At 52.2% G+C, this 14,866-nt stretch carries 12 protein-coding genes; 10 read left to right on the plus strand and 2 right to left on the minus strand.

All coding sequences use genetic code 11. The annotated features are described in order from the left end of the window. Positions 1-235 precede the first annotated feature (235 nt). The 4 genes from accB (at position 236) to katA (ending at position 4,159) form a co-directional block, all read left to right on the plus strand. Entirely contained in the window at positions 236-694 is a 459-nt protein-coding gene (accB, locus tag FOC66_RS07335; RefSeq protein WP_070615885.1) for an acetyl-CoA carboxylase biotin carboxyl carrier protein, read from the plus strand. 71 nt (positions 695-765) lie between these two features. Then, entirely contained in the window at positions 766-957 is a 192-nt protein-coding gene (locus FOC66_RS07340; protein WP_003749093.1) for a YqaE/Pmp3 family membrane protein, read from the plus strand. A gap of 29 nt (positions 958-986) precedes the next feature. Continuing rightward, positions 987-2,348, plus strand: coding sequence for an acetyl-CoA carboxylase biotin carboxylase subunit (accC, locus tag FOC66_RS07345; RefSeq protein WP_003749095.1), 1,362 nt, complete (start codon positions 987-989; stop codon positions 2,346-2,348). Positions 2,349-2,644: 296 nt separating this feature from the next. Then, entirely contained in the window at positions 2,645-4,159 is a 1,515-nt protein-coding gene (katA, locus tag FOC66_RS07350) for a catalase KatA (protein WP_003749098.1), read from the plus strand. A gap of 308 nt (positions 4,160-4,467) precedes the next feature. Here katA and groL read toward each other — a convergent pair whose 3' ends face one another. Next, positions 4,468-6,102 (minus strand): chaperonin GroEL, encoded by a 1,635-nt coding sequence (gene groL / locus FOC66_RS07355; protein ID WP_003749101.1) that lies wholly within the window; start codon positions 6,100-6,102, stop codon positions 4,468-4,470. A gap of 98 nt (positions 6,103-6,200) precedes the next feature. Further along, positions 6,201-6,488, minus strand: coding sequence for a co-chaperone GroES (gene groES, locus FOC66_RS07360; protein WP_003744509.1), 288 nt, complete (start codon positions 6,486-6,488; stop codon positions 6,201-6,203). A 416-nt stretch (positions 6,489-6,904) separates the two neighbouring features. Here groES and FOC66_RS07365 point away from each other — a divergent pair, with 416 nt between their 5' ends. The 6 genes from FOC66_RS07365 to FOC66_RS07390 all read left to right on the plus strand — a co-directional run bounded on the left by FOC66_RS07365 (position 6,905) and on the right by FOC66_RS07390 (position 14,796). Beyond that, entirely contained in the window at positions 6,905-8,920 is a 2,016-nt protein-coding gene (locus tag FOC66_RS07365) for a TonB-dependent receptor domain-containing protein (protein WP_003749103.1), read from the plus strand. Positions 8,921-9,035: 115 nt separating this feature from the next. Next, positions 9,036-9,998, plus strand: coding sequence for a siderophore ABC transporter substrate-binding protein (locus FOC66_RS07370; protein ID WP_003749104.1), 963 nt, complete (start codon positions 9,036-9,038; stop codon positions 9,996-9,998). 181 nt (positions 9,999-10,179) lie between these two features. After that, positions 10,180-11,148 (plus strand): ABC transporter permease, encoded by a 969-nt coding sequence (locus FOC66_RS07375; RefSeq protein ID WP_003749107.1) that lies wholly within the window; start codon positions 10,180-10,182, stop codon positions 11,146-11,148. Then, entirely contained in the window at positions 11,138-12,109 is a 972-nt protein-coding gene (locus tag FOC66_RS07380; RefSeq protein WP_003749109.1) for an iron chelate uptake ABC transporter family permease subunit, read from the plus strand. The genes FOC66_RS07375 and FOC66_RS07380 overlap by 11 nt, the downstream gene beginning before the upstream one ends. 129 nt (positions 12,110-12,238) lie before the next feature. Then, positions 12,239-14,104: an acyltransferase family protein gene (locus tag FOC66_RS07385; protein ID WP_003749112.1), complete on the plus strand. Its 1,866-nt coding sequence runs from the start codon at positions 12,239-12,241 to the stop codon at positions 14,102-14,104. Positions 14,105-14,169: 65 nt separating this feature from the next. After that, on the plus strand, positions 14,170-14,796 hold the full coding sequence (locus FOC66_RS07390; RefSeq protein ID WP_003749113.1) for an FmdE family protein: 627 nt from the start codon (positions 14,170-14,172) through the stop codon (positions 14,794-14,796). Positions 14,797-14,866: the final 70 nt, after the last annotated feature.

Below are 14,866 nucleotides of genomic sequence, written 5' to 3' on the forward strand. Positions count from 1 at the left end.
AAAATCAGCGTTCCTTTCTTTTTTCGCCGAAAAACGCCTTTTTTCTATCTTTTACTGGACATTTACCGACAAGTTCGGGAAAATAACCGGATTCATTTTTCAGGCTCCGCCCTGTTCCGACATTATTTAAACGCCGGATGGCAAACCTGCCTTCCGACGTATCAGGAAATCATCTAAAACCACTGCGGCGCATACCTAATATGCACTTTATATGCCGCGCAAAAAAGGAAAAGCAATGGATTTGCGTAAATTAAAAAAACTGATTGATTTGGTCGAAGAATCAGGCATTGCAGAAATTGAAGTTACCGAAGGCGAAGAAAAAGTCCGCATTACGCGCACCACTGCCGCCGCAGCTCCCGTTTATGCTGCTCCGGCACCTGCCGCAGCCGCTCCGGTTGCCGCGCCTGCCGCTGCTCCGGCTGCAGCCGCTCCGGCCGCCGCCCCTGCCACTCGCGATTTGTCCAACGCGCAAAAATCGCCTATGGTCGGTACGTTCTACCGCGCCCCCGGCCCGAACGCCGCCGCTTTCGTCGAAGTCGGCCAACAAGTCAAAGCCGGCGATACTTTGTGCATCATCGAAGCCATGAAGCTGATGAACGAAATCGAAGCCGAGAAATCCGGTGTCGTTAAAGAAATTCTGGTTGAAAACGGTACTCCGGTCGAATACGGCGAGCCGCTCTTCATCATTGAATAATCCGTTTTTTCAGACGGCCTTTATCTTTAAGGCCGTCTGAAATTCCTTTTTCTGTTCATCAAGGACAAACCATGCGTCTGATTTTGGCTATTTTCTTGCCATGGCTTCAGTTTTTCACCATCGGCCGTCCGTTTGCAGGCATCATCTGTCTGATTCTGCAATGTACGCTGATCGGCTGGATACCCGCAGCCATGTGGTCGGTTTACGCCTTGAGCCAATACAAAACCGACCAAAAAATCCGCAACGCATTAGGCGGCCGCTGAGACCGTCTGAACCATCCGGAAAGATTATCATGCTGAAAAAAGTATTGATCGCCAACCGGGGCGAAATCGCCCTGCGCGTCCTGCGTGCCTGCCGTGAAATGGGCATCGCCACCGTCGCCGTCCATTCCGAAGCCGACAAAGACAGCCTGCACGTCAAACTCGCCGACGAATCCGTGTGCATCGGCCCTGCCGCATCCGCACAAAGCTACCTCAACATTCCCGCTCTCATTGCTGCTGCCGAAGTAACCGAAGCCGACGGCATCCACCCCGGCTACGGCTTCCTCGCCGAAAACGCCAATTTTGCCGAACAAGTCGAACAATCCGGCTTTGTCTTCATCGGCCCTAAAGCCGACACCATCCGCCTGATGGGCGACAAAGTATCCGCCAAACACGCCATGATCGAAGCCGGCGTGCCTTGCGTTCCCGGCTCTGACGGCGCATTGCCGGACGACGGCGAAGAAATCCTCAAAATCGCCGATAAAGTCGGTTATCCCGTCATTATCAAAGCCTCCGGCGGCGGCGGCGGCCGCGGTATGCGCGTCGTCGAGAAAAAAGAAGACCTCCTCCAGTCTGTCGAAATGACCAAAGCCGAAGCAGGCGCGGCATTCGGCAACCCGATGGTTTACATGGAACGCTACCTGCAACGTCCACGCCACGTCGAAATCCAAGTGATTGCCGACGAACACGGCAACGCCATCTACCTCGCCGAGCGCGACTGCTCCATGCAGCGCCGCCACCAAAAAGTCATCGAGGAAGCACCTGCTCCGTTCATTACTGAAGAAGAACGCGCCAAAATCGGCAAAGCCTGTGCCGACGCTTGCAAACGCATCGGTTATCGCGGCGCAGGTACATTTGAATTCCTGTACGAAGACGGCGAATTCTTCTTTATCGAGATGAACACACGCGTTCAGGTTGAGCATCCGGTTACCGAGCTTATCACCGGCGTGGACATCGTCCAAGAACAATTGCGCATCGCATCCGGCCTGCCTTTGCAATACAAACAGGAAGACATCCACGTTGAAGGCCACGCGTTTGAGTGCCGTATCAACGCCGAAGACCCGTACAACTTCATTCCAAGCCCGGGCCTGATTGAAAGCTGCCACCTGCCCGGCGGCTTCGGTGTCCGCGTCGACAGCCATATTTACCAAGGCTACCGCATCCCTCCTTACTACGACAGCCTGATCGGCAAAGTCTGTGTCGTCGGCAAAAACCGCGACCAAGCCATGGCCAAAATGCGCGTAGCCCTCGATGAGCTGGCGATTACCGGTATCAAAACCAATACGCCGCTGCACCGTGACTTGTTCAGCGATCCGGGTTTCCAAAAAGGTGGTGTCAGCATCCACTACTTGGAACACTGGCTGGAAGAACGCAAAGCCAAACAGGCTAAATAATCCCTTGTCTTGACTAAAAATCAGGCCGTCTGAAACGCAAAATAAAGTTTCAGACGGCCTTTTTTATAACACCATCATTTATAAAAACAAACAATATTAGATTATTAATTAATAATATTTATTCTAAATCGGTTTCATAGTTCCAATAGTTAAAACCTTTCTGTATACTTCAATTCATAGCTTAACGCAAACTATATTTAAATATCGATATTGAAAATTTATTATATTTTGTATAGAAGCATTCCATCCTGGAAACCATTTCATCAACCTATAACAACTTCACAAAGGAAATCACTATGTCTATCTCTAAATGCCCAGTCACCCATCTGACCATGAACAACGGCGCCCCTGTTGCCGACAATCAAAACAGCCTGACCGCCGGCCCACGCGGCCCTCTGCTGGCGCAGGATTTGTGGCTGAATGAAAAACTCGCCGACTTCGTGCGCGAAGTCATCCCCGAACGCCGTATGCACGCCAAAGGTTCGGGCGCGTTCGGTACGTTTACCGTGACGCACGACATCACAAAATACACCCGCGCCAAAATCTTCAGCGAAGTCGGCAAGAAAACCGAAATGTTCGCCCGTTTCACCACTGTGGCAGGCGAGCGCGGCGCAGCCGATGCGGAACGCGACATCCGCGGCTTTGCGTTGAAGTTCTATACCGAAGAAGGCAACTGGGACATGGTCGGCAACAACACGCCTGTGTTCTTCCTGCGCGACCCGCGTAAATTCCCCGACTTGAACAAGGCGGTCAAACGCGACCCGCGCACCAATATGCGCTCCGCTACGAACAACTGGGACTTCTGGACGCTGCTGCCCGAAGCCCTGCACCAAGTTACCATCGTCATGAGCGACCGCGGTATCCCCGCCAGCTACCGCCATATGCACGGCTTCGGTTCGCATACTTACAGCTTTTGGAACGAAGCGGGCGAACGTTTTTGGGTGAAATTCCATTTCCGCAGCCAGCAAGGCATTAAAAACCTGACCAACGAAGAAGCCGCAAAAATCATCGCCGACGACCGCGAAAGCCATCAGCGCGACCTGTACGAAGCCATCGAGCGCGGCGAGTTTCCGAAATGGACGATGTATATCCAAGTCATGCCTGAAGCCGATGCGGAAAAAGTGCCGTATCATCCCTTTGATCTGACCAAAGTTTGGCCGAAAAAAGACTATCCGCTGATTGAAGTGGGCGAATTCGAGTTGAACCGCAATCCCGAAAACTTCTTCGCCGATGTGGAACAATCCGCCTTCGCGCCGAGCAACCTGGTTCCCGGTATCGGCGCCAGCCCCGACAAAATGCTGCAAGCCCGCCTGTTCAATTACGCCGACGCGCAACGCTACCGCCTGGGGGTGAACTTCCGCCAAATCCCCGTCAACCGCCCGCGTTGCCCTGTTCACAGCAACCAGCGTGACGGACAAGGCCGTGCTGACGGCAACTACGGCAGCCTGCCGCACTACGAACCCAACAGTTTCGGCCAATGGCAGCAACAGCCCGACTTCGCCGAACCGCCTTTGAAAATCAGTGGCGACGCGGCGCACTGGGACTACCGCCAAGACGATGACGACTATTTCAGCCAACCGCGCGCCTTGTTTAACCTGATGAACGACACGCAGAAACAGGCTTTGTTCGGCAATACCGCCGCAGCCATGGGCGACGCCCCCGACTTCATCAAATACCGCCATATCCGCAACTGCTACCGTTGCGATCCGGCATACGGTGAAGGCGTGGCGAAAGCCTTGGGGCTGACTGTCGAAGATGCCCAAGCGGCACGAGCCAACGACCCGGCTTTAGGTCAACCTGGTTTGCTGTAAGGAGGCATTATGTGGATAGAAATTGAAGAAATCTTGTCTCAAGCTGTCCGATACAGCCGTTTGAGCAAAAAGTAACGAACGGTTTAGATCATTAATCAGGCCGTCTGAAACACAAAATAAAGTTTCAGACGGCCTTTTTTGATGATGAAGTTTATTTAACTGCTTCTGATTCAATGGAACTGGCTACCCTTATTTCTCCGTAAATCATGGCATGCCCCTCACTATCTCACGCCTCTACCGGCAAATAAAAAAACCGCACGGCTGCTTGCCGTGCGGTTTTGCTTTTTGTCTGAAGGTTTCAGACGGCCTTACATCATGCCGCCCATACCACCCATGCCGCCCATATCAGGCATAGCAGGTTTTTCTTCAGGGATTTCAGCGATCATGCAGTCTGTGGTCAGCATCAGGCCGGCGATAGATGCGGCGTGTTGCAGCGCGGAACGGGTTACTTTGGCAGGGTCGAGTACACCCATTTCGATCATGTCGCCGTATTCGCCGGAGCCTGCGTTGTAACCGTAGTTACCTTCGCCTTCCAACACTTTGTTCACAACCACGCTAGGTTCGCCGCCTGCGTTGGCAACGATTTGGCGCAGCGGAGATTCAACGGCGCGCAAGACGATTTGTACGCCTGCGTCTTGGTCGGCATTGCCGGTGTGCAGGTTTTCCAAAGCAGCACGGGCGCGCAACAGGGCTACGCCGCCGCCTGCAACCACGCCTTCTTCAACGGCTGCGCGGGTAGCGTGCAGCGCGTCTTCCACGCGGTCTTTTTTCTCTTTCATTTCCACTTCGGTAGCGGCACCGACTTTGATTACTGCCACGCCGCCGGCCAATTTGGCAACGCGCTCTTGCAGTTTTTCTTTGTCGTAATCGCTGGTTGCGGTTTCGATTTGTTGGCGGATTTCGGCAACACGCGCTTCGATTTGGGCTGCGTCGCCGAAGCCGTCGATGATGGTGGTGTTTTCTTTACCGATTTCGATGCGTTTGGCTTGACCCAAGTCTTCCAAAGTGGCTTTTTCCAAAGACAGGCCGACTTCTTCGGCGATTACAGTACCGCCGGTCAGAATGGCGATGTCTTGCAGCATGGCTTTACGGCGGTCGCCGAAGCCTGGGGCTTTCACGGCAACGGTTTTCAGGATGCCGCGGATGTTGTTCACCACCAAAGTCGCCAAGGCTTCGCCTTCTACGTCTTCAGCAATAATCAAGAGCGGACGGCTGGCTTTTGCCACTTGTTCCAAAACAGGCAGCAGGTCGCGGATGTTGCTGATTTTTTTGTCGAACAGCAATACAAACGGATTGTCCAGCGCGGCGATTTGTTTTTCTGCGTCGTTGATGAAGTAAGGGGACAGGTAGCCGCGGTCGAACTGCATACCTTCGACGACATCCAATTCGTTTTCCAAAGATTTGCCGTCTTCAACGGTAATCACGCCTTCTTTGCCGACTTTTTCCATCGCTTCGGCAATAATCGCGCCGACTTGTTCGTCGGAGTTGGCGGAAATCGAGCCGACTTGGGCGATTTCTTTGGAAGTGTCGCAAGGTTTGGCGATGTTTTTCAGCTCTTCAACCAAAGCGGCGACGGCTTTGTCGATACCGCGTTTCAGGTCGGTCGGGTTCATGCCGGCGGTCACGTATTTCATGCCCTCGGCAACGATGGATTGTGCCAATACGGTTGCAGTAGTGGTACCGTCGCCGGCTACGTCGTTGGTTTTAGACGCAACTTCTTTCACCATTTGCGCGCCCATGTTTTCGAATTTATCTTTCAATTCGATTTCTTTTGCAACAGACACACCGTCTTTAGTGATGTGCGGGCCGCCGAAAGCGCGGTCGAGTACCACGTTGCGGCCTTTAGGGCCCAAAGTTACGCGTACGGCGTTTGCCAATACATTGACGCCGTTTACCATTTTTTGGCGAACTTCATTGCCGAATTGTACGTCTTTTGCTGCCATTTAAATTCTCCAAATCAATATTAAAAATCTGTTCGAGGCCGTCTGAAAACTTCATGTTTGATTCAGACGGCCTTTGGTTCTGAAACTTAATTCAACAATTATTCAACGATACCGAAGATGTCTTCTTCACGCATTACCAACAGCTCTTCGCCGTCGGCTTTTACAGTTTGACCGCTGTATTTGCCAAAGATCACTTTGTCGCCGACTTTGACATCCAGCGGACGGCGCGCACCGTCTTTACCGATTTTGCCCGCACCCACGGCGATTACTTCGCCCATGTCGGGTTTTTCAGCAGCCGCACCCGGCAAAACGATGCCGGAGGCAGTTTTTTCTTCAGCTTCTAAGCGTTTGACGACTACGCGGTCGTGTAAAGGGCGGATGGTCATGTCTTAATGCTCCGATAAATAAATAGATTGAAAACAATTGTCTGTCGGACATGACAGACACGGTTTGCTTGGAAATAGCGACACGCTTATGGAAAGCCTGCCGTAATGGCGGATAGATTTGGGTTGTTTGCGACAAATTCAAGGGAAAAAGTAAAAAATTCTATGCAGTCTTTCCAAATATTTTCATACGCAAAAATGCCCGATCACTTATTTTTCAGACGGCCTGATATACCAACTGCAAAGTTCGTTTAAAAACAACCCACTTCCTTAACAAATTCAATACAACTCTTTACAACTGTTTCTTTTATATGCATTATTATAAATGATGATTATTCTTAATTGCATATTTTAAAGATAATTTCTCTTTATTTGCTTTTATTTTTTTATTACTGTCATTTTATTAAGGACATTTCTCAATGAATACGCCCCTGTTTCGACTGAGCCTGCTGTCACTGACACTGGCAGCCGGTTTTGCACACGCAGAAAATGAAGCCAAAGACAATGTTGTACTCGATACCGTTACCGTCAAAGGTCAAGCCACAAGCGCCACACACCGCGTAACGACGAAACGTATGGAAGAAACGACTTCCACTGATTTAAAAGACGTATTGTTCAACGAACCCTCTATCAGTTTCGGCGGCGGCAACGGTCAGTCGCAGTGGGTGACCATCCGCGGCATGGGACAAGACCAAATAGACTATAAAGTTGACGATACTTACACCGACAGCCAGATTTTCCACCACAACGGCCGCTTTATGCTTGACCCCGCATTGGTAAAAGTCGTTGCCGTGCAAAAAGGTACGGGTTCGGCCTCCGCAGGTATCGGCGCAACCAGCGGCGCGATTGTTGCCGAAACGGTTGAAGCCAAAGACTTACTGAGAGAAGGTCAAAACGTCGGTTTCAAAGTCAATGCCGGCATCAGCAGCAATAAAGGCTATTCACGCGGCGCAAGCGTTTACGGTCAGGCAGGCGGTTTTGATGCTTTGGTTTCAGGCAATTTCGTACGCGACAAAGAATACACGGCAGGCAAAGGCTACCGTAATCTGCTCGGAAGCGATAAGGTTTTAAACAGTGGATTGGGTTCACGCGGTTTGCTGGGCAAAATCGGCTATCGTTTCAACGAGGACAACCGTATTGAATTAAGCCACCGCCAAGAAAAACAATATGGAGAACGCGCCCTACGCGAAGAGTTCGATTTCTCGCAAGTCTTCCAAACCGACCGCCGCACAGGTCAATACGTTTTGGATGCCAACGGCAACCGCATTCCGAATACCGCCAACAACTCGCCGCGTTACCGCACGCTGACCCAAGACACCACCAACTTGGAATTCAAAGGCGGAAACTTGGGCTTTATCGACAAAATCAAAGCCAATGTTTACCGTTTGAATACCAAACGTGATGAAGTCCCCAATCCAAATTATGAATTGGACGGCGAAGTACGGACATACGGAGCCAATCTGAATCTCGACAGCCGTCTATTTGACCGCCATACCCTGAAATACGGAGTAAACTGGCGCACTCAAAAAAGCAGCTCAAACGGAGAAAACAGCGAGAAGAAAAACGATGCCGGCGTATATGTAGAAGGCATTTGGGATTTCTCTCCGGTTACGCTGACCACAGGTTTGCGCTATGACCGTTGGAAAATGAAAACCAGCAGTAATACAGAAAATTCAGACGGCAACCTCAATCCAAGCATCGGGTTGGTTTATGACATTACTCCTGATTTCTCCATCAACACCAGCCTGAACTATGCAACCCGCAGCCCCCGCCTGTACGAAGCAGCTTTAGCAAACAACAGGCCGATTGTTTCATCGCCTGATTTGAAAGCAGAACGCTCGCGAAATGCAGAAATCGGCTTTAACTACCACTGGAATTCTGCCCTGACGCTCTCCGGCAGCTATTTCCATCAGCAAATCAAAGATGTACAGGCCATTCGTCAAGAAGGACGAAACTACGTCTGGTATAACGGCGGCAAGCTGAAAAACAGAGGTTACGAACTGAACGCAGCCTACCGCTGGAAAGGTCTGACCGCCCGTGCAGGCGTAGCATACAGCAGACCGAAACTGAACGGCGACACCGCCGACATCGTGACAACCGCCATCCCGATGGGACGTACATGGACGACAGGTCTGTCTTACCAATTCGACAATCCGAATCTGGAAATCGGCTGGCGCGGACGTTATGTCCAAAATGCAGGCTATGCGCCGACCTCGCGCGGCTCTGACGTGGCTCTGAATGTCGTCCGTGCAGGCTACGGCGTCAACGATATCTTTGCCAACTGGAAGCCGACAGGCAAAGACGATTTGAACGTCAACTTCTCCGTCAACAATGTCTTTGATAAAAACTACAAGCCGCACAGCCAACGCGCAGGTGCCAATTCTCTGCCTGAACCAGGCCGCGATGTCCGCCTAAGCGTGAACTACCGCTTCTAAGCAATCAGCTTGAAAAAGCCGTCTGAAAACAAAAGTTTTCAGACGGCATCTAGCTTTATAATCCGATACAAGTTATCATTTCGATTTACTTTATTCCCGACCACGGAGAAACCCCATGTTACGTTTGACCGCTTTAGCCGTATGCTGCACCCTTGCTTTGGGTGCGTGTTCACCGAAAGATTCTGCTTCCAACCAAGCCCAAACTGCTTCCGCTTCTGCCGCCCAAACCGAAGGCGCAGGCCTGACCGTGAAAACGGCGCGCGGTGAGGTGAAAGTACCGCAAAATCCGGAGCGTATCGCCGTTTACGATTTGGGTATGCTCGACACTTTAAACAAACTGGGCGTAAAAACCGGTTTGTCCGTCGACACAAACCGCCTACCCTACTTGGACGAATATTTCAAAACGACCAAACCTGCCGGCACGCTGTTTGAGCCTGACTACGAAGCCTTAAACGCTTACAAACCGCAGCTCATCATCATCGGCAGCCGTGCAGCCAAAGCGTTTGATAAGTTGAACGAGATCGCGCCGACCATCGAAATGACCGCCGAAACCGCCAATCTGAAAGAAAGCTCAAAAGAGCGCATCGACGCGCTGGCGCAAATCTTCGGCAAACAGGCCGAAGCGGACAAGCTGAAAGCGGAAATCGATGCTTCGTTTGACGCGGCGAAAACTGCGGCACAAGGCAAAGGCAAGGGTTTGGTGGTATTGGTCAACGGCGGCAAGATGTCGGCTTTCGGCCCTTCTTCACGTTTGGGCGGTTGGCTGCACAAAGACATCGGCGTTCCCGCTGTCGATGAATCGATTAAAGAAGGCAGCCACGGCCAGCCCATCAGCTTTGAATACTTGAAAGAGAAAAACCCTGATTGGTTGTTCGTCCTTGACCGCGGCGCGGCCATCGGCGAAGAAGGCCAGGCGGCAAAAGATGTGTTGAACAATCCGCTGGTCGCTGAAACGAACGCCTGGAAAAAAGGACAGGTGGTTTACCTTGTTCCTGAAACTTATTTGGCGGCCGGCGGCGCGCAAGAATTGCTGAACGCTTCCAAACAGGTTGCCGACGCATTCAACGCGGCGAAATAGTTGTTTCGGCGGGCGGCAATGCCCACCCTTCCGTTTCACGGCATCCGGACGGCCTTTGCCCAAGCTGTATTTTGGTCATCAGGCCGTCTGAAACGGGCAAGAATGCCCGTTTGCTTCGTTATCTTTTAAAACGATACAACTATAAAATAATGCCTTTGTTTCTTTTACGACCTTATCGTTTATGTTTCACAAGCCCTTTTATTTGAACCTTATCAACGGCATCGCGCTTCTGATATTGTTTGCCGTCAGCCTGTCGGTCGGGGTCGCCCAATTCGACTGGTCCGCCCTGTTTTCGCTCTCCGACAGCCAACAGGTTATGTTCATCAGCCGCCTGCCGCGCACGTTTGCCATTGTGCTGACAGGCGCATCGATGGCCGTGGCCGGCATGATTATGCAGATTTTGATGCGCAACCGTTTTGTCGAGCCGTCAATGGTGGGCGCAAGCCAAAGCGCGGCTTTGGGTTTGCTGTTGATGACCCTGCTGCTTCCGGCCGCGCCGCTGCTGGCAAAAATGTCAGTTGCCGCCGTTGCCGCGCTGATCGGGATGTTGGTCTTTATGCTGCTGATCCGCCGCCTGCCACCGACCGCGCAACTGATGGTGCCTTTGGTCGGGATTATTTTCGGCGGCGTGATTGAGGCGGTGGCCACCTTTATCGCGTATCAAAACGAAATGCTGCAAATGCTGGGCGTGTGGCAACAGGGCGATTTTTCCGGCGTGTTGCTCGGGCGGTATGAGCTGTTGTGGGCAACGGGGGTTTTGGCTTTGTTTGCCTATTTGATTGCCGACCAGCTGACGATTTTGGGTTTGGGCGAAACGGTGAGCGTGAACTTGGGGCTGAACCGGACGGCGATTCTGTGGTCGGGGCTGATTATTGTGGCGCTGATTACGTCTTTGGTGGTCGTGACGGTCGGCAATATTCCGTTTATCGGCCTGGTCGTGCCGAACATCATCAGCCGCCTGATGGGTGACAAGCTGCGCCAAAGCCTGCCGGCAGTGGCCTTGCTGGGCGCGTCTTTGGTGTTGCTGTGCGACATTGTCGGACGCGTGATTGTGTTTCCGTTTGAAATTCCGGTCTCTACGGTTTTTGGCGTAATGGGGACGGTTTTATTTTTGTGGCTTTTATTAAGGAAACCAGCTCATGCCGTCTGAAAAAAATATCGATTTTATGGCAGGAAGCAGCCGTCCGTTGTGGGTCGCCTTTGCGCTGCTGCTGGTTTCCTGCGCCCTGTTTATGACGCTCAACGTCAAAGGCGATTGGGACTTTGTTTTAAACCTGCGCCTGACCAAACTTGCCGCGCTGCTGATGGTCGCCTATGCGGTCGGCGTGTCCACGCAACTTTTCCAAACGCTGACCAACAACCCGATTCTGACCCCTTCGATTTTGGGTTTCGATTCGCTGTATGTGTTTTTGCAGACCTTGCTGGTGTTTACGCTCGGCGGCGTGGGCTATGCTTCCCTGCCGTTGACGGGCAAATTCGGCTTTGAGCTGGTCATCATGATGGGCGGCTCGCTGCTGCTGTTTTACACGCTCATCAAACAGGGCGGACGCGATTTGTCGCGCATGATTTTAATCGGCGTGATTTTCGGGATTTTGTTCCGCAGCCTGTCGTCGCTGCTTTCGCGCATGATTGACCCCGAAGAATTTACCGCCGCGCAGGCGAATATGTTTGCCACCTTCAATACCGTCCACTCGGAATTGTTGGGCATCGGCGCAGTCGTGTTGCTCATCAGCGCCACCGTGATCTGGCGCGAACGCCACCGCCTCGACGTTTACCTGCTCGGCCGCAATCAGGCCATTAATTTGGGCATCAACTACACGCGCAATACCTTATGGCTGCTGCTATGGATCGCCGCGCTGGTTGCGACCGCGACCGCCGTTGTCGGCCCCGTGAGCTTTTTCGGCCTGCTGGTTGCCGCGCTGGCCAACCATTTCTCCCCGTCGGTCAAACATTCCGTCCGCCTGCCGATGACTTTTTGTGTCGGCGGCATCCTGCTGGTCGGCGGGCAAACCATCTTCGAACACTTCCTCGGCATGCAGGCCGTATTGAGCGTGGTCGTCGAATTTGCAGGCGGATTAGTATTTTTATATTTGGTGTTGAAAAAGAAATAAATTAAATGTGCCCAAACAGCTTCAGGCCGTCTGAAACCCGTGTTAAAAAATATTTAACCATTGAAATGAAACTAAATTTCTGACATGTACTCATAGTAAACATCACTAAATTTACTAAAATTACAAAAAATGAGTACGACATTAAAATACCGTCCCGACTTGGACGGCATCCGAGCTTTGGCCGTCTTGGCCGTTATTATTTTCCACATCGACGCCGCTTGGCTGCCCGGCGGCTTTCTCGGCGTGGATATGTTTTTCGTTTTGTCCGGCTATCTGATTACCACCATTATCAGCCGCGAAATGCAAAACGGCAGTTTTTCGTTTTTAGAGTTTTACAAACGACGCGCGAAACGCATTTTGCCCGTTTTCTCTTTTGTACTTGTGTGTACAACCGCGGCGGCCGCCCTTTTCTTTTTGGCATTCGACCTGCGCCAATACGTCAAATCGGCAGTGTTTGCGTTGCTGTTTTCGGCCAACCTGTTTTTTGCACGGCGCGGCGGTTATTTTGATGCCGACGCGGCAGAAAAACCTTTGCAACACATTTGGTCTTTATCGCTGGAAGAGCAGTTTTACTTTGTTTTTCCGGTTTTGCTGATTGCCTTTTTCCGCTTCAGCAAAGGGCGCAGCATCCGCCAATTCATCCTTTTGCTGATTGTATTGAGCCTGCTGTCCGTCTTTTTGCCCACCTTCGGCATGGACCCTTATTTCCTGCCTTATGTGCGCGCATACGAGCTGCTGATCGGCGCGCTTTTCGCCTTTATTCCGCCCTCGCAAAACAACGACCGCTTCAGCACGCCTTTGGTCGGCTGGGCGATGATGGCGGTGATTGCCGCCATGTTGCTGCTTCCTTACGGCGTGTTGCCCGGTGAAGGTAATATCGAACGGCTGCTGTGCTGTACGGCGGTCGGCGGCTTGATTTACTCGGGCAAAACCCTGCAGACGCAAAACGGCTTCAATACCGCCAAACTGTTGAGCCTCAAGCCTGTTGTGTTTATCGGTTTGATTTCCTATTCGCTGTATTTGTGGCATTGGGTGGTCTTGGCCGTCATGCGCTATGTTTACATGGACAATGCTTTGCCGATGTCCGCGATTGTATTGGCCGTGGTGCTGATGTCGGGCTTGTCCGTTTTGTCCTATTACTTCGTCGAAACACCGGCGCGACGGATAAAGAATTTCACCACCCCAAAATTCATCGGGGTAATCGCCGCCTATTTCGCTCTGCTGATTCCTGCCGCCGGCTACCTGCTGACGGCCAAACCGGCCGCATACGAGGCAAACCTATATACAGTTGACGAAAGTAAAATCTGCGCGGATACCTTGATCAAAACCGACTGCGCTGTCGGCGCGGAAAACCAAAGCAGCAAAGTCCTGCTGATGGGTGATTCCCACGCCGCCCACCTGACGCCCTTTATCGATATGGTGGGCAAACGGGAAGGCTTTGCCGCCGACGTTATCTCGTCCAACAGCTGCGGCGTTGCCTTCGGCTTTATGTTGCCGCAAAGCGACCGCCGTGCCGACCGTTGCAACCCTTACAACCGCTTTATCGCACAAAAGATCGAAAACTATCCGGTGGTCTTTATCTCGCAACGTTGGTTCCTGCATACCGACAAGCCCGGTTTTACGGAGCATTTCGGCAAAATGCTCGACACCCTGATTCAACAGGGCAAGCAGGTTTACGTCTTTGCCGACACGCCGATGAACGCGCAACTGCCCCTGCGCCATTATTACCTGAAACAACGCCTCGGCCTCGACATGCAATACGTTTCCGAGCATAAAAAAGCCGAAATCGCCCGCTCCGCCGAAGCCGACAAGACCATAGAAAACATTGTCAAACAGCGGCCTGCCGTGCATTGGGTCAACATCATGGGGCCGATTCCGGCAGATAAAACCATAGACGGCCTGCCGATATATTTCGACACCAACCACCTCAACACCCACGGTGCGACAAAACTGGCCGAAAAATTTATACAGGACAAACAAATACTCTTAAAATAACATTCATGCCCAAGGCCGTCTGAATATTTCAGACGGCCCGGGCAAACCCGCAAAGGACAACCCTCATGACACAAGAACATTTCCCATCATTCTTCAACCAAGCCCCGACCGTCACCGTCCAAGACGCATTGGCCGACTTCCTCGGTGCAGCCGAACACGGCATCCTCACTTACCACTACGCCGATGCCGTACGCCTGTGCGGCCACTCCTGCCCGACTGTCGCCGGTGCCTACCTGATGGTCATCAAAGGCCTGGAAGCCCTTTACGGCGAAGAGTTGCCGCAACGCGGCGACATCGAAGCCTTCATGCAGGGCGAGCGTGACGAAGGCACAACCGGCGTTACCGCTTCCGTTGTCCAACTCCTTACCGGCGCAGCACCCGAAACCGGCTTTGGCGGCGTAGGTCCTGCCGGACGCTTTGCCCGCCGCCATTTATTGTCCTTTGGTGCAGGCGAAATCAACGGCACACTCGCACTCCGCCGCCGCGATACCGGCAAAACCGTTGCCGTCAGCCTCAACGCCGCGCTCCAACCCTTCGCGCCGCAAATGCGCGACATCATGCCCAAAGCCGTCAGCGGCAGCGCAAGTGCCGACGAACTCAAACAATTCGGCGAGCTTTGGCAAGAACGAGTCCGCGCCTTCCTGATAGATCAAGCCGACAATCCCGAATTTGTGACCGTCAGCGAAATCTAACCATTCCATACAGAAATAAAATTCAGACGGCCTCACGCTGAAAGGCCGTCTGAAACCCCAAGTTTTCCAT

It is taken from the genome of Neisseria mucosa (assembly GCF_013267835.1).
GTDB lineage: Bacteria > Pseudomonadota > Gammaproteobacteria > Burkholderiales > Neisseriaceae > Neisseria.

Coding starts and splice junctions, on each gene's coding strand:
- FOC66_RS07390 (WP_003749113.1), top strand. CDS start 14,170: ATGACACAAGAACATTTCCCATCATTCTTCAACCAAGCCCCGACCGTC.
- FOC66_RS07385 (WP_003749112.1), top strand. CDS start 12,239: ATGAGTACGACATTAAAATACCGTCCCGACTTGGACGGCATCCGAGCT.
- groES (WP_003744509.1), bottom strand. CDS start 6,488: ATGACCATCCGCCCTTTACACGACCGCGTAGTCGTCAAACGCTTAGAA.
- groL (WP_003749101.1), bottom strand. CDS start 6,102: ATGGCAGCAAAAGACGTACAATTCGGCAATGAAGTTCGCCAAAAAATG.
- accB (WP_070615885.1), top strand. CDS start 236: ATGGATTTGCGTAAATTAAAAAAACTGATTGATTTGGTCGAAGAATCA.
- FOC66_RS07375 (WP_003749107.1), top strand. CDS start 10,180: ATGTTTCACAAGCCCTTTTATTTGAACCTTATCAACGGCATCGCGCTT.
- katA (WP_003749098.1), top strand. CDS start 2,645: ATGTCTATCTCTAAATGCCCAGTCACCCATCTGACCATGAACAACGGC.
- FOC66_RS07370 (WP_003749104.1), top strand. CDS start 9,036: ATGTTACGTTTGACCGCTTTAGCCGTATGCTGCACCCTTGCTTTGGGT.
- FOC66_RS07340 (WP_003749093.1), top strand. CDS start 766: ATGCGTCTGATTTTGGCTATTTTCTTGCCATGGCTTCAGTTTTTCACC.
- accC (WP_003749095.1), top strand. CDS start 987: ATGCTGAAAAAAGTATTGATCGCCAACCGGGGCGAAATCGCCCTGCGC.
- FOC66_RS07365 (WP_003749103.1), top strand. CDS start 6,905: ATGAATACGCCCCTGTTTCGACTGAGCCTGCTGTCACTGACACTGGCA.
- FOC66_RS07380 (WP_003749109.1), top strand. CDS start 11,138: ATGCCGTCTGAAAAAAATATCGATTTTATGGCAGGAAGCAGCCGTCCG.